Below are 19,608 nucleotides of genomic sequence, written 5' to 3'. Positions count from 1 at the left end.
GGGCTTGGAACACAAGGCGAAAGATGACGTTGTGAAGACAATGTCATGGAAGAAGAAGCACTGCTCGACCTTTTCGACACGTTGAAATGAGACGCTTCTTTCGGCCGGCATGCGACCACACATGATGGATTATCGAATGGACATCCGCACCCACTCTGACGGCGAAAGCCATAATCTCTCAAAGGATGAGAAGGCGGGCAGCAACATCCCGCGGCCAATCTCAGATCATGGTATCGTCGGCGATCTGGCGACACTGGCGCTGATTGCCAAAGACGGTGCGATCGATTTCATGTGTTGGCCAAATTTCGATAGCCCAACCATCTTTGCCGGCCTGCTCGATCCGGAACGCGGTGGTCTGTTTGAAATCCTGCCGGATATTCCCGACGTTCGGATCGTGCAGCATTATCGGCCAGACACCAATGTGCTGGTCACTCGCTGGATGGGCGAGAACGCCAGCGCCGAGCTCACGGACTTCATGGCCGTCAGGGAAGACAGTGCCTCTACCTCAACGAAATTGGTGCGGCGACTGAGAGTGACACGCGGGACGGTGGCCCTCACGCTACGCTGTGCGCCCCGTTTCGACTATGCAAGGCAGAAAGAAACAGCCGAGGTTGACGGTCACACGGCCATTTGGCAGCCGAAGCACTGCGACGGGATCAGGCTCACTTCCAGTCTCACGCTCCAAGCCCTCGATGGCGACGTTATCTGCAAGGCGAACCTGACTGCCGGAGAAACGGCCGATTTCGTTCTGACCGGGGCCGATGAAGAGCCAATGGACTTGGCAGACGTCGCAGGGTTCGAGGACGCGACGATCCAATATTGGCAGGACTGGGCCGCACAATCGTCCTATCGTGGTCGGTGGCGCGAAATCGTGACCCGCTCTGCCCTCACGCTGAAACTGATGACGTCACGCCGCCACGGATCGATCATTGCAGCGGGAACCTTCGGCCTGCCAGAGGCACCTGGCGGGGTCCGAAATTGGGACTACCGCGCAACCTGGATCCGCGACGCATCCTTCACGGTCTATGCGCTGATGCGGCTTGGCTACCAGCAGGAAGCGCAAGACTTCACATCCTGGATCGGCAAACGCGCGATGCGATGCGGTGCAGATGGAAAGCTCGACATCATGTATGCCGTCGACGGAAGCACAGTCGCCGATGAGGTATCTCTCGATCACTTAAGTGGATATGGCGGAGCGCGTCCCGTGCGGATCGGAAACGGCGCGGCAAAACAGGTGCAACTCGATATCTATGGCGAGTTGATGGATGCCGTCTATCTCAGCAACAAATACGGCCATGCCATTTCCCATGATGGCTGGAACGGTGTGCGCGACATCATCAACTATGTCTGCGAACACTGCGAAGAGCCTGATGCCGGCATTTGGGAAATGCGGCGCGGCCCGCAGCATTTCCTGCATTCGCGCCTCATGTGCTGGGTCGCAGTCGACCGCGCCATTCGCCTGGCGAGCAAGCGATCGCTTGCGGCACCCTTCAGCCGATGGATCGACGTTAGAAACAATATCTACGAAGACATCTGGGCAAACTTCTGGAACGAGGAGAAAGGACACTTCGTCCAGACCAAGGGTGGAGACACCCTCGACGCCTCACTGCTGCTGATGCCGCTTGTGAGGTTCGTCAGCGCCACCGACCCGCGCTGGTTGGCAACTCTGGACGCGATCGGTGACACGCTCGCCGATGACGGCCTGGTTCATCGCTATAAGAGCGAAGACGGCTTGAGCGGTCAGGAGGGGTCGTTCTCTGCCTGCTCGTTCTGGTATGCCGAATGCCTGGCAAGGGCCGGTGACTTGAAGAAAGCGCGTGCGACCTTCGAAGCACTGTTGAATTACGCCAATCATCTGGGCCTTTACGCCGAAGAGTTCGACCACCGTGGTGAGTTGCTCGGAAACTTCCCGCAGGCCTTTACACATCTGGCCCTGATCAGCGCCGCCTTTTACCTGGACAGAGAACTTGACGGCAAAAGTCCGCAGCAATGGCGACCCTGATATCATTCACGATGGGAACCGTCATACCAGCTGTTTTGCTTTATTCCCGCCTTCCATCTGCGGTCGTCAGGGTCGCGGAAGCGCTATAGCCTCAGCATAAGATTTAAGCACAAAAAAAGACGCATTTTCCTTAAGCACCCCCGCTTGCGCACCGCATAACTTCGTGCTTGTATAGACAACCAAGGAGACCGGATCGCTGGCGACATCCGGGACCAGAAAAGGGAACGCGCCTATGATAACATTCGATCATGTCAGCAAGCACTATCGAGGGCCCACCACGGCTGTCGACAATCTGTCGCTGACGGCTCCCAGCGGCAAGCTCACCATCTTCGTTGGACCATCGGGTTGCGGCAAGACGACGTCGCTTCGCATGGTCAACCGGCTGATCACGCCCTCCTCGGGCAAAATTCTTCTCGATGGCGAACCGACCGACGCCATGGATGTGGCGCTGCTGCGCCGCAAGATCGGTTACGTCATTCAAAATGCCGGCCTCTTTCCCCACCGCACCGTCGTGCAGAACATCGCAACGACCGCGCGGCTGAACAGAACGCCCAAGGAGCAGGCGCTTCGGACTGCCCATGATCTTCTGGAGCGCGTCGGCCTTTCTTCCGCTTTCGCCAATCGCTATCCATGGCAGCTTTCCGGCGGCCAGCAGCAGCGCGTCGGCGTTGCGCGCGCACTCGCGTCAGATCCGAAATTCATGCTGATGGACGAGCCTTTCAGCGCCGTCGATCCGGTGGTCCGTGCGCAATTGCAGGACGAGTTCCTCCGCCTCCAGCGTGAAATCGGCAAGACCATCATCATGGTCACGCATGACATAGACGAGGCTCTGAAGCTTGGCGATCAGGTCGCGGTTCTGCGCACTGGCGGAACGCTGGCGCAGATCGCCACTCCCCAGGAATTGCTGGCACGACCCGCGGACGACTTCGTCGCCGATTTCATCGGGCGCGACAGGGGTTATCGCATCCTGGGTTTTGCCGACTTTAACGATGATGGCGTGCAACTTGGCCACGAACCGACAGCCACGCTCGGCGCCACGCCGGAATCCCTTCGCCAGATTGCGACCGATAGATGGGTGCTCGTCGCCGACGCCGAGAACCGCCCGTTGGGTTGGGCCGATGTGGAAAGCATCAAGGCTCCGTTGAGAGAGGGCGATCTCAATCTCAGCGGCACGCTTGCGGTGGAAGGCAGCAGCCTGCGCAACGTTCTTGACGCCGCCCTCAGTTCACCCTCTGGCCGAGGCGTGATCGTCGGTCCGTCAGGCACATTGGCAGGCACCGTCACTTTGTCTCATGTTGTCACCGCGATAGAGGCGGCACGCACCGGTCGCGCGAGGGCGCAAGCATGAGGTTCGATTGGCTGTACCGCGAGTCCGGCCGTATCGCCGAACTCTTCCTCTGGCACCTCTGGCTTTCGGTCATCCCCGTCGTCATTGGTCTCCTCCTCGCGCTGCCGCTTGGCTGGCTTGCGCACCGGGCCGGCTTCTTCCGCTCCACGATGCTTGGTGCGGCTGGTTTGCTTTACACGATCCCGTCGCTTGCCCTCTTCGTTTTGCTACCGCTCGCTCTCGGCACGCGCATTCTCGATCCGCTCAACGTGGTTGTCGCGCTGACGATCTATGCGCTGGCGCTTCTTATCCGCACTGTCACCGACGGCCTCGATTCCGTACAGCCCGATGTCATTCAGGCTGCCAATGCCATGGGATACCGCACATTGCCGCGGCTTCTCTTCGTTGAGCTTCCGCTTGCCGTACCGGTGATTGCCGCGGGCCTGCGCGTCGCGGTGGTATCCAATGTCAGTATCGTTTCCGTCGCAGCACTCGTCGGAACGCCGCAGCTCGGTCTTCTGTTTACACAAGGGCTTCAACTGCGCTTCCTGACGCCGATCATCGCCGGTATCGTTCTGTGCGTGCTGTTGGCAGCGCTGCTCGACGGGATCGTGCTCTTTGCCACAAAACGCCTGACACCATGGCAGCCCGGAGGTGCAGAACGATGATCGCATGGTTTTCCGATCCGGCACACTGGACAGGCACCGATGGCGTCTTCGCGCTCGTCATCCAGCACCTGATCTATAGCGGCGTTGCCCTCTTCTTCTCCTGCCTGATCGGCCTGCCGATCGGTCTTTATGTCGGCCACACCGGCCGCGGCGTGGTCGTCATCGCAGGCCTTGCCAATGCCCTGCGTGCACTGCCGAGCCTGGGTTTGATCGTGTTGCTGGTCATTCTCTTCGGTCCGGTCTTTGCCTCCGACATGGCGTTCATCGTGCCCAGCATCATTGTTCTCGTGCTTCTGGCCGTGCCGCCCATCATGAGCGCGACCTATGCCGGCGTTGCGGCGGTGGATCCCGCAGCGGTGGATGCGGCGCGCGGCATGGGCAAGCGGCCGCTCGATATTCTCTTTGATGTCGAACTTCCTTGCGCCCTGCCCCTGATCTTCTCCGGGCTTCGGAGCGCGACATTGCAGATCATCTCAACGGCAACCATTGCGGCTTACGTATCGCTCGGCGGTCTTGGGCGCCTCATCATCGATGGCCGTGCGCAGAACGACTACTACCAGATGGCGGCGGGCGCCGTTCTGGTCGGTGCGCTCGCCCTTATGGTCGACTTGGTGATCGGCATCATATCGAGGCTCACGGTCTCACCAGGACTAACCCGCCGGGCATAGGGTGGGCATCAACCAAAACTGCATTTTCATTCTGACGACGTTGACACAAAAGGAGTAGCTTGCATGGCATTCAATATCTTAAAGGCCGCCGGCGCATTCGCGCTGATCGCGCTTTCCGCCACCACGACGCTTGCGCAGACCGATCCTCTCGGGAATGCTCCGGCTCAGCGTTCGGATACGTCCACCATCATCGTCGGCTCGGCAGACTTCCCTGAAAGCCAGCTTCTGGCCACCATCTATGCCAAGGCCCTGGCCGCCAAGGGCATCAAGACGGAAACCAAGCTCAGCATCGGCAGCCGCGAAGTCTATATGCCGGCACTTCTCGACGGCTCGATCGACCTCCTGCCGGAATATGCCGGCGCGACCTTGAGCTACCTCGACAAAAACGCCACCGCCCATTCGCCGGCGGACGTCGCTGCAGCACTGACAAAGGCGCTGCCAGAGGGCGTTGTCATGCTGACGCCATCCGCGGCTCAGGATTCCGATGGTGTGGCGGTCACCCGTGCCACTGCCGAGAAATACAAGCTGAAGACCATTGCTGATCTCAAGCCCGTCGCGTCCGAACTGGTGCTTGGCGGTCCGCCGGAATGGAAGACCCGAAAGGAAGGCATCATTGGCCTGAAGGAACTCTACGGTCTTGAATTCAAGTCGTTCAAGTCTCTCGACGTCGGTGGGCCTCTGACCCTGTCGGCACTGCTGAACGACCAGGTTCAGGCCGCAAACCTCTTCTCGACGGACCCGGCGATTGCTGCCAACGACCTGATCATTCTGGAAGATATCAAGAACCTGTTCCCAGCCCAGAACATCGTGCCGATCATGGCCAAGGCCAAGGTCAACGACACGGTCACCAAGACACTGGATGCGGTTTCGTCCGCTCTGACAACCAAGGACCTGATCGTCATGAACGGTCGCCTTGCCAACCATGACAGCTTCGACGTGGTTGCCGAAGAGTGGCTGACGACGCACAAGTTGAACTGACGGCTGTTTGCGGGTATGGCACGCACCATACCCGCACACGCGCCCCGGACGCGTCCGGTGCCGAACCTTCGTCGTTCGCCTTTTGGAGCCCCATGCAAACGGTAGAGAAACAGATCGAAAAAGCGCAGCACGAGCAGGCCGCCGATAAGCCGCTTTACGTCACGCTCAAGGATTATGTTCGAAGCCGCGTCGAAACCGGCGAGTGGGCCGTCGGCCATCGCGTGCCGTCCGAAAACGAACTGGTCGAGCTGCTTGGCGTCAGCCGCATGACTGCCAACCGCGCACTGCGCGAACTGGCCGATGAAGGCTTTGTCGTTCGGGTACAGGGCAAGGGGTCTTTCGTTGCCAGCAAGAAGCGGACGTCGCAGTTTCAGAGCGTTCCCAATATTGCCGACGAAATTACCCGCAATGGCGGTGTCCATACGGCCAATGTCATCGTACTGCGGATGGAAAGCTGTGATGCCGAACTGGCAGAGGCACTTTCGATCGAGATCGGCAGCCCGGTGTCACATTCGATCATGGTGCATGCGGAAGATTCCGTGCCGATGCAGATCGAGGATCGTTTCGTCAACCACGCCATCGTTCCGCACTATATCGATCAGGATTTCGGCAAGGCGACGCCGAACGGCTATCTGACTGCCATTGCGCCGATCGTGAGGGCCGAGCAGCATATTGAGGCGGTGACGGCGCAGCCGTGGGAGTGCAAGCTGCTTGCCATTTCCAAGACGGAGCCCTGCCTTCTGGTGCGCCGCCGCACATGGTCTGACGCCGGCGTCATCTCTTCCGTCCGCTTGCTTTATCCCGGCAGCCGCTATCGCCTCTACAGCACTTGATCCAGCGTCTGGGAAAGCTGCAACCGCGCTCCAGACGAACACTCTCTTTGCATTGAACATTATCAGGAAAACCGAATGACTGTGTTGCTCGATGACAGGCTGACTTGGCAGGACGTGGCAAAGGTCGGCCAGGGAGAAACACTTGCGCTCTCCGACGCCGCAATTCAGCGGATCGAAAACGCGGCGCGGATCGTCGAGAGCATCGTCGAGCGGGGCATCCGTGCCTACGGCATCAATACCGGCGTCGGCGCTCTTTCGGATACCGTTGTTGATCGCACAGCGCAGGGCAAGCTTTCGCGCAGCATCATTTTGAGCCATGCCTGCGGCGTCGGTCCGCTTCTTCCCTCTCGTGAAGTGCGCGCCATCATCGCCGCGCAGATCGCCAACTTCGCTCACGGATATTCCGGCGTGAGCCGCGAGATCGTCAGCCATCTCACCACCTTTCTTGAACGCGACTGCATTCCGGATGTCCCATCCCGCGGATCGGCGGGATACCTGACGCATAATGCGCATACGGCGCTGGTGCTCATTGGAGAAGGCTCCGCCCATATCGCCGGACGTCCCTTGAGCGGGTGTGAGGCCTTAGCGGAACTCGGACTTCAGCCACTGGTTCTCGGCGCGAAGGAGGGATTGAGCCTCGTCAACGGCACCGCTTGCGCCACGGGTCTTTCCAGCATCGCGCTGGACCGGGCCGCGCAATTGCTCGACTGGGCCGATTCCATTGCCGCCATGACGCTAGAGGCGGCCGGCTGCCAGATGCCAGCCTTCAGCGAGGCCGTGCTGTCGTTGCGCGTCTCCGATGGTATTGCCAAGGTGGGCGAGGCGCTGCGGGCACGTCTTGCCGGCAGCGGACTGATCGAAGCCGCTAAAGGCCGACGCACACAGGATGCACTCAGCCTGCGCTCTATCCCCCATGCCCACGGCGCGGCGCTCGATCTGTTCGAGACATGCGCCGCCATCGTTGACCGTGAACTCGCATCGGTCACCGACAACCCCGCTGTCGCCGGCACGCCGGAGGAGCCGCTTGTCTGGTCTGAAGCCCATGCGGTTGCGCCAGCACTCGGTCAGGCCGCTGACGCTCTAGCCATCGCCATTGCGCAAATTGCGGCCATGAGCGAGCGGCGGATCGACCGCCTGGTCAACCCGCTGGTGAGCGGCCTCCCACCCTTCCTCGCCTCCGACCCAGGCAGCCATTCCGGCTTCATGATCGCCCAATACACGGCAGCAGCGCTTGCAAACGAAAACCGCAGGCTTGCAGCGCCCGCCTCCACCGATGGCGGCCTCACCTCGGCGCTGCAGGAGGATTTCCTCGCTCATCCGACCGCTGCGGCCAACAAGCTTCTCGCCGTGATCGACAATGCCGAATACATTCTCGCGATCGAGTGGCTGGCGGCCACGCAGGCCCATGATTTTCTGGAAACCGTGGCGCGCAGAGCACCGGGGACGGACGCGCTCTACAGCCTGCTCCGCTCGCACGTCAGCCATTATTCGGACGATCGGCCGATCTCATCCGACATGGAGAAGACCAGGGCGCTCCTGTCGAAGACACTGCCTCCCCATCAAAGCGTCTGAGGTGCGCGCCGCATCTACATCAAGAAGTCGAGATGGATGTTTCTGGCGCGGATAAAGGGCAGGCCCTTGCGCCGACCTGTCCAGCCGACGACATGCAGATCCCTCGCCGCCGGCTCATGGCGCTCAGCCAGCATCCAGGATCGGCAGTCGATTGCCGCGAAGTCGGCTTCTCCCCGGGCGACAGCCGTCACCGACGCCCGATGTGCTCCGGTTTCCACCAATTCAGAAAACAGCTTGAAGCTTTCGCCCATGGCTCCCAGATCGCGCTTCAAGGCCAGATGACCGGACATCGAGCGGTGCTCGTTAAAGGCAAGTTTTCTTTCTCGAAGTAACGAGATCGGCAAGATCGGTTGGCCTGTCTCAGGCGCCATCACGCTGGCGCCCTCCCCTCTCCGACCAACAATGGCGCTCGAATAGAATATTCCCGAGCCCCCCGCGACATCTTCATACGGGCTTTGCCCAATGACCTGGACATGATCCTGCAAGCCAAGTTCCATCGGCCCCCAACAGGTAGCGGAGATGAGAAGAGCCGGATGGCGCCACAGGACATCGAGATCGAGCGCATCCGGATCGAGCGTTGCCGGGTCCGGCGCGATGATCGACCCATCCTCGCCACGGATGCCGCCCGAAACCGGTGGCATGTCCGCGTTGCGTCGAACGAGTTGCTCAGGCGCATCGATGCCATTTGCGATGAAGCGGGCGCGCATTATCTCCCAGCTGCGATCCACATCGGATCGCACTTCCGGCCAGTCATACATCGGCAGAGCGGCAATCCACTTCATGCCGGAAGATCCGGAATTGCGGTACCACCCGCTGCTTGATAGTTCGCGACATCGCCGTGATCCGTTACCACGATATCGTTCGCCACGACCGGTTCAACCCGTCGCCAGGCGGGGTGCACCACCGGCTCCTTCGCCTTGAAAGCGAATGCGCGGAAAACCTCGAAATAGTTGGCGAAGACATATCCCTCGTTCATCCTTTGCCATTCTGCGCGTCCAGCGCGATAGAGCGATGGCAACCTGTACCATGCGACGGTAGGCAGCTTGTGGTGCACGAAGTGCAGATTGTTATAGAGAAAGAGCGGTGCGAGAAGCGAGTTTTCGACGATGATCGTGCGCCCGTCCGGCTGCTCCGCCCACTGATGCTCGCAATAGGAGCGGATGGCGATAATGGAAACGCCCAGATAGGCGGAGACGCCGACGTAGAGCCAGACGGGAATGCCGAACAGGTTCGAGACCACCAGCAAGGTCGGAATGAGCCCGGCAAGGTGGAGGGTCCACGCCATGGCGACCTTGCGGTCTCCCTTGAAAATCTTACGCCATTCGGAAGCGGTGAACCCGACCACCATCAGCGGCGGACCGATCAGCACACGTCCAATCAGCGTGTTGTTCCAGGCAAGCAGGCGCTTCAGCAAGGCCGGCATCGTCTCCCAGTCGCTCATGGCGCGGTAGTAACTCTCGGGATCATCGAAGGGATCGGTGAGACGCTCATCCGCATGGTGCTGAAGATGCGTCCGCTTGTAACTACGGTAGGGGTAAAATACCCCGAGCGGAGCGAAGACCAGCGCCTCGTTGACCTTGGCGCTCCTCGTCGGATGCCCGTGCAAAACCTCATGTTGAAGCGACGAGTGAAGCGCGACCGCAACGCCCATCAGCACGAGCGCGACGATGGGATAGGCCGGATAAAGACTGTAGCCAGCCATCCCCCACAGGCCGTAGCATGCAAGAAGTAGCGCGACTGTCGGCCACTCTATTCTAGGCGCCTTTGTTCGACGTTGATGGAGTCCTTGGTGTTGCCTATCGAATGACGTGTCGCTCATCATATCCCCTGATGCTTAGCCCCGGGACAGAATTTCACCCAGCCGCAAGGTGCACAATGAGAGTTTGGTGACCGATTGTTGATTTTGATAACAGAAACCCTACAATGTTGATAATAGTAAACATTGAGGTTAATTATGGATAAGCGTGCCTTGGCGGAGCTCTTTCGCCTCCGCTTGCTGGAACTGGTCACGCGGTCCGGTGACAGCCATTCGGCTTTTGCGGCCGGGATCGGCATCGACCGCTCGGCGCTATCACAGCTTTTGTCGGGTGATTCGGCGCGTCTACCGCGCGTGGAAACTCTTCTCAACATCGCCGAACGCCACGCCGTATCGCTCGATTGGTTGCTCGGCATCTCGCACGATCCAGGCCTGACGGGGGAACTGCGCCCGAGCTTCGAGATCGAGGAAGGCGGTGAGGACTATACCGACACGCTGCTGATGAAATGGCATGCCGAGGCCACAGGTTCGAAGATCCGCTACGTGCCAGCCCGAATCCCGGACCTGCTGCGCACCCCACAAATCATCGCCTTCGAAGCCGAAAGCGCGCATCAAAGCGTGAAAGCCCAAGCCAGCGAGTCCGCTTTTCGCCTCGACTACAACCGCCAGCCGGGCACGGATATGGAAGTCTGCATGCCCTGCGAGACGTTGGAAGCTTTTGCCCAGGGACGCGGCATGTGGAGTGGGTTGAAGAAGGAGATCAGAGCAACACAGCTGCAATACATGTCCGAACTTATCAACGAGCTCTACCCGTCGTTCCGACTATTCCTGTTCAACGAGAAAGAGCGCTTTTCCGTACCCTATACGATCTTCGGCTCGCAGCGCGCAGCGATCTTCGTGGGCGGCATGTATCTCGTTCTCAACAACGCCGAATCCATCCGCAAAATGCAGCGCCACTTCGATGAACTGATCCGGTTCACCCGCATTCATGCTCATGAGAGTGCTGATTTTGTTAAGAGTCTGGAGGTTGCGTGATGGGTCGTGGTGACGGCACGCAGTAACGCGTCCAATTCGCTATGCGTGGTCTTCGCAAAACCGTCGAGGCATTGCTTCGGCTGAGCATACCACTGCAGACCAGCTTGAGATCGGTTTCTCAACCGCATCCTGCCGCAAGCTCTTTGGGGCGCAGCACAGCCTCAGAGCATGGTGAACCGGTTGCCAACTGGCACGCGCTTTATCATGGTGCCCGCGCAACTCGTTGCTACCAGACTACTGGACACACGATCTCGAGATGTGGTTCACCGTCCAACGCTTGCGGTCGTCATCATGTCCGTTTGCGGGTGAAAGAACCGAAACGTTACCAGTGAACCTTGTATCAACATCACCCACATGACGAGGGACGTCGCGACAGCGAGAATAATATTTCGAAGTTTGAGTGACACGGCTGAGACTCCTTGAGAGCCATCAGGCTGTCACTCAGGAGTAAATTTTGTCTGAATTGAACGTCATTACCGACTCTAAACTAACGGACGACGCTATTCTTCCTATTTTCTTGTTAACAGATTATTACACAGCGCGAAGAACTATTTACCATAACTATTTAAAGGCAGATAATACTTTGAAATAAAGTAAAAATTTCCTTTAAAATTTACGCTCGCCCGCAAATCTCTTCACGCGTTAGGAGAACGTTCTGGCGGTGCCAACAAGTTCGACCACAACATTTTGGCATGCACCTGAGCCTGAACCTCTAGGCCTACCGACAGGGCGGCATTGATCCGCAGGATCCAAAGTCTCCGCTCACCGAAGCCTCTGCTCAGTGCGGCCGATTAACGAACTCAGGTTTCAGCCGATCAAGGCATTTATGCGCTCGTCCCAGACTTCTGAGCCGATCCCGAACAAAAGGCACATTTGTGCCAGATCAACATCAAGCGAGTTAGTCAAATACGTGAGCTCTTGAGTTTGCCTCTTTCGCAAACGCCTCACTTGATCACTTCGTTCTGGGAGTACTCGTGGTCGGAAGGACAGCGGCAAAAATAGATGCGTTCTCGTACACTTCACGATCGACCTAAGCTACCTTCATCAGCCAAATCTAGTTTTGGCTGATGAAGATGGTTACGCTAGAAGCCGTTACCGCCCTGCATCTCCGAATAGATGGTTCCGACGATAATTCGGCAATCGAGCCAAAAAGAAAAATTTTCGATGTAATGAAGATCGGCATTAATCCGGGCGCGGGCTTTCGAAGGACGATCTGTAGGCCCTCGCAGACCACGCATTTGGGCAAGCCCTGTGAGACCTGGACGCATCGCATGGCGCTGATGATACTCAGGAACAAGGGTTTCATACGGTACGCCGGCTGCAAACATACCAACGGCGTGGCAGCGTGGCCCGACAACCGACATATCACCACGAATGACATTGATGAGCTGCGGCAGTTCATCGACGTTAAAACGACGCAGATAGCGCCCCACCTTTGTGATCCGCGGATCGCCTACAACGGTCTGCGCAACCCCACTGGGATCGCCTTTGTCTGTGTACATAGAACGGAATTTATAGACCTTGATTTTCTTCCCGTTCATCCCCCAACGGGTCTGCGTGAAGAGTGCCCCGCCAGGACTTTCACATCTGATCAAGCAAAAAACTGTCAATAAAAGCGGCGCCAGCACAATAAGGGCGAGCGTAGCTAACACTATATCGAGAAATCGTTTTGCAGCTAAATGCGAAATATTCTTTTGGGACATCTGGACGGAAAACGGCTGAAATACTTCAACCGGACTGGAATCCAGAGTCCCGAGAACACACTCACCTGATTGGAAGTCTGACATTTTTGTCGCCCCACATTGCGCACATATGACGCACCGCTAAAATAATCGCTGAAGTTACTTTCATCGGCTTTATATTCTAACTCTGTAACACTGTCAGTACCAAAATTAAAGATTGGTTAACCTGTTTTAGCTTGCAAAATACGAAGACATGCTATGCAGTTTTAGATCACTACGAAGACTTTATGGTGCCAGGACAAGATGAAGCTACATTTGCGGCGCTCTGGAAGAGCTTCCTGATTGAGCCCCGGAATATTTGCGGTTTGTTCGACAGAAACCTTGGGGACGTCGAAGATTCAAGTCTAGGCTTGGAGGCCAAGCAGGATTGCAGATCTTTTCTCTTCAGCCCGTGTCTCGTCTCCACAAGTCGGCCTAAGGAGCCAAATAGATCATCTGGTTCTTTTCCGACGAGACCAGCGATCGCCATCCTAAGTTCACAGCCGCTTGAGGTGCGGGGCGCGCTGTCAGAGCGTCGAGTAGGATAAGTCATTCTTCCTTTTGCCTATACTGCCGATATCGAATTCACGCCAGCTCGACCGCGATCCGTGGGGAAGGTGGTCCTTGACGTCACTCCCCACAAAGGGGCCGAATTCAAACCCGCAACATCAGCCAATAGACGCAGACCACTCTTTCGTAGTTGATACGAGGAGTTGTAGAAACAATCACCGAATGATCCTCGACAAGCAGGAATGCCGGGAAACCGGTTCAATTGAATCAGAGTGACCCGAGGCCGACATGTCTTGAAAAGCTACAGGTCCTCGATAGCCGTTAACCGAGCGTTAGACATGATGATGACCCGCGCTTCTACTGAGATTAAAGTCGAGGCATTGTCTCGCTTATGACACGGCGATTCCGTAACTACCTAATCCTACTTAGCATTTCGCTGGCGATGTGGGCCGTCGCTGTCGGCGCAATAGCATTGCTATGGTGACTCCCTAAAAGCGCCTGCGCCCAGGGGCCTTCATAATCGAGCGCGCGTGACGGTGAACCAATCGCGCAGGCGTTCAAGGTTTCCCTTGTCGCACCTATCCGATCGTGTGCTGGCTGAAAGCGCTCACCTCGTGTTCTGCGCCTTGATTTCATCGCCACAGGTGATAAAGAAGCGGCGATACTGAAGGTATGCCTGCACGCAATAGGTGTGCAGGTGATGGAATCGCCGAACACGATGCTCCAATCAATCCGACAGGGCCGCCTCAAAACAGGATCGATTCCCTCGAACATCATTGCTTCGAGATAGCTTCGGCATCGATACGGATCATTACACGTGTTTCCTAAATGTAATTTTGGAGTGTTTCACCGCCACCTGATGAAGCGTTTCCGCTCTGGTACGGCGCCCGCTGCCCCGAGGTCCAGGTTGACGATGCGTGGATCGGATTTCAGTGCTCTATACGCAATAAGCGACATACATGGTTGCGCATCGGCATTCAGGGCAGCACGCCGTTTAATCGCGCGCGATGCGCAGGGCTATCCGGGACGAAAGCTTGTCGTGTTGCTTGGAGACTATGTAGACCGGGGGCCGGCAAGTCGAGACGTTTTGGAACTGCTCACCCAACCGATATCAGAAGAAATTGAGGACGTTGCCCTGTGCGGCAACCATGACGACCAACTCGTCAAAATGGTGCGTGGCGACTTGCCAATTGATGCTTGGCTGGAATTTGCTGGCAGCGCGACACTAACCTCTTTCGGGATAGATGTTGAAAATGTGCTAAAAAGGGTTGGATTAAAAGGGCTACATCACGTCGTCCGAGAGACTATACCAACCGCCTACATTTCAAGACTAGAAGCTCTGCCTGTATCATTGCAGATCGATAATCTTCTCTTCGTGCATGCCGGCGTCAGACCTGGTGTGGCCCTCGCGTCGCAGACAGATAACGACCTTATGTGGATACGCGAACCTTTCCTGGAGGATGGACCACAGTTACCGATCTTCGTGATCCACGGGCACACTCCTGGCATCACTGTGAATATCGGGAATGCCCGACTTGGCATAGACACTGCGGCAGTCGCAACCGGTAAGCTTACCGTTCTTAGGATTGTCGGGACGAAGTTCTCGACAACACAAGCGTCGAATTGAGCAACTCATGGAGAGTGGAATTCTCGCTAAGACCGAGAACGTCTCCTCTTCTCTGACGAGCGCGATACAAATCGAGAGGCTTCAGCGTGCCGCGACGCAAATGGGGTCAGGCCACCACGCGTTTCGACCGCCGCAGGATTCAAGTTGCAACTCTGTGCGAAGCTAGGTTTGAAAATCGATTTCGCAGGCGCGGATGGCAGGATCTCGCAATCAGCTTGGTCCCAGGCAATCTTGGCTCGCCGGCCCGGCTGAAGCGGCTTTTGACCTACGCCGCCTGAGCGAGAAGGCGAAAAACGCTCACTCAAGCCGTAAAAATTGGATCGTTGAAGCGAGCGACGTGGAACAAACCGCACGCTCAGAAATTGACTCGTCCAGCGATACGCAAATCAAGCTCATTTAAAATCATTTCGTTATTCTAGCTCACGGGGAAAATTATGCGATTGCGCACCATCTGCATTTTGAGCCTTTCTGTCTTGCTTCCGCTTCCTGCGGTAGCAGCCGACATGATCCAAAATTACGAGCCGCAGCGAAAACGAGAATATGTCCGATACGAGCGTCCCGTGAGAGCCACTTACGTCGAACGTCGTAAGGCCCTTGAATGCGGCGACCTCATCGTTGAGTATCGATATGTTCCTCGCACCGAAATAGTTACCGTCTGTCATCCGCCAGTTTTTTAACTGCCCGTTTCTGCTGGGCAAGCCGCATTGGTTGCAGAGCGCCGATTGGCATGCACCAGTGTAGGCTGCTATGACCAGCTACCTGAGAATGGCAAAAATCAATAATTGCCGATATCAGATGCTTGGCGAAGCACTGGATCCGCTCTCCTGAGCGTCGCTGTCGCAGTGCGAACTTTCTTGGGCGCGGAGGCGACCAGCTTAGCTTTTTGACCAACATTCTGCCATTGCTTGGGATTGTCCCGCGACTGCACTTTCAGGAACCTCAGGTCGGTTTTACGCCAGTCCATGATCGCACTCGTGCGGTTATCGAGCACGAGGTCACCGGCGGATGTCTTTGCGATAAGGACCGCATGCCCTTCACCGCTGGAGGTTAGCGCCACAGCAATACGCAAACTCGAGGACGACCAGCCAAGCTCGATAAGCTGTTTGCGCTTTGTCAGCGCAAAATCCTCGCAATCGCCGCTTTTGACATCTACTTCCCAGTCGTCCGTACCAGATCGGTCGTTAACAGGCCGGATGGATCTGTTGACAGTCGAATTTACCCTCGACAGCTGCGCTCCTCGCTCCGCATCCAGATCCATTATGCTCTGACCGCCAACCTTTCGGCATTGTTCTGGCGCCTTCATGCAGAACACGACACTCGCGAAGGGCGCCAGTGTCCCCTCCTGTTCGAGCATTCGGACAACATCAGAGCCAAACTCTTTAGGTACGCCGGAGGGCCCGAATGCCCTTGCAACTTCCGGCGCTGATGAGAACGCAATCACGGCGCTAACGAGCACGCAAAAATTTGACCGGATTTTCTTCGACATCACTGGCAGAGACATGGAACACCTCGCTGTTATGTCGCAATAAGTACCGCACGCCTTCTGCAGATTTGGTGGTGAGAAATGTTCAAATTTTATGGAGATGCGTTTTTTTGGGAATTATGTTCTTCGCCATCGTGGTTACACTCTCAGAACGGCTCGCTGATCATCATTCATTCACAATGTTCCTGACGGATTGATACGCACTTGCCGACACTCAGGCGCCATTCGGCAGTGTCGGAAATGCTCCGGTCCTTATGTTCGCGCGTTGTATCGATAGTTTATCCCTGCTTGATAAGCAGGCATGCCTATCTTCGAAACATCGCCTGACGATTGCTCTTCTCTGTCGTCACGCGGAAGGCGTCACCAGGCTGTTTATGGCGGCGCGTAAAGACATTCCGGGGTTCTCAAGCAAATGACCAACAACGCAAGAAACTTTTTTGAACCGGAATTTGCCTCGCAACTTTTCAGAAGCACTTGTGATACAATAGGAAAGAGTGAGAACTCATCTGACCCACACCTCCGCGGCGACCGTCCACAAAACCTATTCGCGAGAGCAAATTCGTGTATTTATTTCGATAGAGGCTGCATTTGGGAGGCTCTACCCTTTTAAAACCACAACATAGTGAATTTTCTAGTTGGATAGATGGCGCTACGCTGGGTGTTTGAGAAACTGGAAATGCTCGATTGGCAAAAAGCTCATCACACGTGGCCTAGCAACCCGGACAGGATCAAGCATGCAGTCGGTAAAAGTTGTCAGTATACTCGTTCCAGGGATTGTCTGGTCTTGCCTCTTATTTGGAAGCGCAGCCGCGCAACAGCAGCAATACCCAAACTATGAGGAACAAAAGAGCCTCGATGGAGGCGTTACCGGCACTTACGGCAACCAAAATTTCGATGTTCCGCCTCAGCCTGGACAAATCTCTCCAAGACTGGTTCGTCCCCTTCCTCGCGATCCAAACGGGGCTAAGTCAGGAAATTCGGGGGCTACGCATCGCAGCTGTGTCGTCGACTCTTACGGGAACGCGGTGTGTCGGTAGTATACGCCTTTAAAAAGAAGAGGCCGCCTTCACTGACTGCAGTGCAACTACCCCACCTCATGTAATCAATAGCGTGGCGGGACTTTTCGATGATAACTGCGCTAGCCGAGTACATGCGACGCTTTTGCGATGCTCAGAAACTCGGTAGATGTCAGTTTGTATCCGACGTCGAAATTAAAGTTGCAACCGTTCGCATATGATCCCGACGTGACGGCGGAGAGAGCACTGCGGCGAAGCGCAGGCTAAAGACTTTTTCGTTACGCCAGTTGCAATACGAAGGATTGCTAGACAGAGATTTTGACGAGGTTGACAGAAGTATAAACCTAAACCCAGCGCATCCCGGATTCCGATGTTCCCGCCACCGCCCTGGCTACTGCTGCCGGCGAACAATAGTACCGTCGAAAAACTTAAGACAGACAATTGCAAAGCGGTTTTATCCACGGATGAACGTTGGACCGATGCCGATTTACCAAAACCATATTTATTTCAGTCACAACATTTTGTTTTGTGGATAATATTATAACTTTCAGTTATGAACAGTAATAAGCATACCTATTACCCTTTTAGCTTTTTGGTACATTGTCAGTAGCATAGCTATCGTGCCGTCGCGAGGTTGGCGTGAAAACACTTAATTCTCGAAGCAATACATCGGACTATACCGATCCTATAGCTGAGATAATAAAAAAATGTCGACCTGGAGTCGTTGCAGTGGGAGTTGCCAGCGCTCTGGTCAACATCCTATACCTCACTGCGTCATTTTTCATGTTGCAGGTCTACGATCGAGTTATCCCAAGCAGGAGTATTGCCTCACTCGTGGCGCTTGGTGTGCTTGCCCTGATGCTGTACGCCTTCCACGCGGCGTTCGAGATTGCTCGTAATCGAATTCTGGTTCGCATCAGCGGCGTTTTCGACGAGATGATGGCTAGGGCCATATTCAGCACGACTGTTCGAAGCGCACTTAAACTACGGTCCGGCGGCGACGGACTGCAGCTTCTGCGGGACTTTGATCAGCTTAGAACATTTTTAAGCGGTTCGGGCCCGACGATCATCTTCGACTTGCCCTGGATCCCGTTCTACGTTGCGATCTGCTTTCTCTTTCACCCGCTTATCGGTGCGATGACAATTGTCGGCGGCATCATCCTGGCAGTATTGACGCTGGTAGCGAACAAAAGCACGCAGAAATCCGCACAAAAAATACACGATCTCAGCAACAGGCGAACCTCCGATATCCAGGCGGCGCAAAGAAATGCGGAGATCGTCACGGCTTTGGGAATGGCCGATACGCTCGCCAATCGATGGGTTTCGCAAAATGATGCCTACCGGGCGGCTTACCGCAGAAATTCAGATGTAGCGAATTCCTACGCGACCGTTTCAAAGATTTTCAGAATGGTGCTTCAATCTGCTGTACTCGCAGCAGGCGCCGTTCTTGTGATTGAGAACCAAGCATCGGGCGGTATAATTATCGCGTCATCGATCCTCACCTCGCGCGCGCTGGCTCCCGTCGAGCAGGCAATTGCCAACGCTCGAGCCTATGCCGCCACCCTGCAGGCCTGGCGGCGTATGAAAGAGTTGTTAAAGGCATTCCCCGCCGCGCCTTTCCCCATGCTGCTACCCTCTCCTCGCCGATCACTGTCCGTAGACAACCTTGTGAGCGGCGCACCTGGGCAATCCCAAGCGCTGATTGCAGGGGTTGACTTCAGACTTAACGCTGGCAGTGCTGTGGGGATAGTAGGGCCGAGCGCTTCGGGAAAATCATCTCTTGCTAGAGCTCTGACCGGCGTTTGGCCAATCTATCGTGGGAATATTCGTCTTGACGGCGCTGCGCTCAATCAATGGAGCGACGTCGAGCTTGGGTCTCATATCGGATATTTGCCTCAGGACATTGAGCTTTTCTCAGGGACGGTGTCGGAGAATATATCTCGGTTCCGTCGGGATGCGGACCCTTCTGCCATCATCGCCGCGGCAACCGCTGCTGGCGTACATGAGTTGATCTTAAAACTCCCCCGAGGTTACGAGACGGAAATAGGCACCGGCGGAAACATGCTGTCGGCAGGGCAACGTCAACGCTTGGGTCTGGCTCGCGCGCTTTACGGTGATCCGTTCTTAGTTGTTCTCGACGAACCGAACTCGAACCTGGACGCAGATGGTGAGGCAGCGGTGACTGCTGCAATTCTTAGCGTACGTGCCCGCGGCGGGATAGCGATCGTCATCGCCCATCGTCCGAGCGCACTTGCCGGCGTCGACCACGTGATGATGGTAAAAGACGGGCAGATGCAGCTTTTCGGAAGAAAAGAAGACGTGATCAATTCGATACTTCAGAAGCAGGAACGGCCAGTAACTCTGGAGCGCGCACCTACATTGAAGGTCGTTGATGGGTCAGAGGCTTAACTC

Annotated in this window: 14 protein-coding genes; 10 read left to right on the top strand and 4 right to left on the bottom strand. The window is 56.2% G+C overall.

The annotated features are described in order from the left end of the window. The first annotated feature begins 136 nt into the window (after positions 1 to 136). From EYC79_RS06335 to EYC79_RS06305, 7 genes are all read left to right on the top strand, one after another. The gene (locus EYC79_RS06335; RefSeq protein WP_130977476.1) at positions 137 to 2,002 is read left to right on the top strand and encodes a glycoside hydrolase family 15 protein; all 1,866 of its coding nucleotides are present in this window, start codon (positions 137 to 139) and stop codon (positions 2,000 to 2,002) included. 232 nt (positions 2,003 to 2,234) lie between these two features. Next, a complete protein-coding gene (locus EYC79_RS06330) occupies positions 2,235 to 3,350 on the top strand; it encodes an ABC transporter ATP-binding protein (protein ID WP_130977475.1) in 1,116 nt (371 codons plus the stop codon). Further along, positions 3,347 to 3,997, top strand: coding sequence for an ABC transporter permease (locus EYC79_RS06325; protein ID WP_062445271.1), 651 nt, complete (start codon positions 3,347 to 3,349; stop codon positions 3,995 to 3,997). Before EYC79_RS06330 ends, EYC79_RS06325 begins: the two co-directional genes overlap by 4 nt. Further along, on the top strand, positions 3,994 to 4,665 hold the full coding sequence (locus EYC79_RS06320; RefSeq protein WP_062597551.1) for an ABC transporter permease: 672 nt from the start codon (positions 3,994 to 3,996) through the stop codon (positions 4,663 to 4,665). The genes EYC79_RS06325 and EYC79_RS06320 overlap by 4 nt, the downstream gene beginning before the upstream one ends. Positions 4,666 to 4,728: 63 nt before the next feature. Beyond that, complete coding sequence (locus EYC79_RS06315) at positions 4,729 to 5,643, top strand: ABC transporter substrate-binding protein (protein WP_112956976.1); 915 nt, start codon at positions 4,729 to 4,731, stop codon at positions 5,641 to 5,643. Positions 5,644 to 5,735: 92 nt separating this feature from the next. Further along, positions 5,736 to 6,476, top strand: a complete 741-nt coding sequence (hutC, locus tag EYC79_RS06310) for a histidine utilization repressor (protein ID WP_130977474.1) — start codon at positions 5,736 to 5,738, stop codon at positions 6,474 to 6,476. Between the two features lie 75 nt (positions 6,477 to 6,551). After that, entirely contained in the window at positions 6,552 to 8,048 is a 1,497-nt protein-coding gene (locus EYC79_RS06305) for an HAL/PAL/TAL family ammonia-lyase (RefSeq protein WP_130977473.1), read from the top strand. 14 nt (positions 8,049 to 8,062) lie between these two features. On the opposite strand, the gene EYC79_RS06300 is transcribed toward EYC79_RS06305, so the two are convergent. Further along, positions 8,063 to 8,830: a PhnD/SsuA/transferrin family substrate-binding protein gene (locus EYC79_RS06300; RefSeq protein ID WP_245495205.1), complete on the bottom strand. Its 768-nt coding sequence runs from the start codon at positions 8,828 to 8,830 to the stop codon at positions 8,063 to 8,065. Further along, positions 8,827 to 9,750 carry a fatty acid desaturase gene (locus EYC79_RS06295; protein WP_245495204.1) on the bottom strand — a complete coding sequence of 308 codons (924 nt, stop codon included), beginning with the start codon at positions 9,748 to 9,750 and terminating at the stop codon, positions 8,827 to 8,829. The genes EYC79_RS06300 and EYC79_RS06295 overlap by 4 nt, the downstream gene beginning before the upstream one ends. Positions 9,751 to 10,002: 252 nt before the next feature. On the opposite strand from EYC79_RS06295, the gene EYC79_RS06290 reads away from it, so the two are divergent. Continuing rightward, complete coding sequence (locus EYC79_RS06290; RefSeq protein ID WP_062445280.1) at positions 10,003 to 10,839, top strand: helix-turn-helix domain-containing protein; 837 nt, start codon at positions 10,003 to 10,005, stop codon at positions 10,837 to 10,839. Between the two features lie 1,082 nt (positions 10,840 to 11,921). Here EYC79_RS06290 and EYC79_RS06285 read toward each other — a convergent pair. Further along, positions 11,922 to 12,542 carry a sugar transferase gene (locus EYC79_RS06285; RefSeq protein ID WP_236760387.1) on the bottom strand — a complete coding sequence of 207 codons (621 nt, stop codon included), beginning with the start codon at positions 12,540 to 12,542 and terminating at the stop codon, positions 11,922 to 11,924. A 1,387-nt stretch (positions 12,543 to 13,929) separates the two neighbouring features. Here EYC79_RS06285 and EYC79_RS06280 point away from each other — a divergent pair. Beyond that, positions 13,930 to 14,697: a metallophosphoesterase family protein gene (locus EYC79_RS06280; RefSeq protein ID WP_130977471.1), complete on the top strand. Its 768-nt coding sequence runs from the start codon at positions 13,930 to 13,932 to the stop codon at positions 14,695 to 14,697. Positions 14,698 to 15,472: 775 nt separating this feature from the next. On the opposite strand, the gene EYC79_RS06270 is transcribed toward EYC79_RS06280, so the two are convergent. Then, a complete protein-coding gene (locus tag EYC79_RS06270) occupies positions 15,473 to 16,198 on the bottom strand; it encodes a transglutaminase-like cysteine peptidase (RefSeq protein WP_245495203.1) in 726 nt (241 codons plus the stop codon). A 1,637-nt stretch (positions 16,199 to 17,835) separates the two neighbouring features. Between EYC79_RS06270 and EYC79_RS06265 the strand changes: the two genes are divergently transcribed. Then, entirely contained in the window at positions 17,836 to 19,605 is a 1,770-nt protein-coding gene (locus tag EYC79_RS06265) for a type I secretion system permease/ATPase (RefSeq protein WP_418122067.1), read from the top strand. Positions 19,606 to 19,608 lie beyond the last annotated feature (3 nt).

The organism is Agrobacterium cavarae, assembly GCF_004310285.1.
GTDB lineage: Bacteria > Pseudomonadota > Alphaproteobacteria > Rhizobiales > Rhizobiaceae > Agrobacterium > Agrobacterium cavarae.
This window is presented reverse-complemented; position numbering and strand designations above follow the sequence as displayed.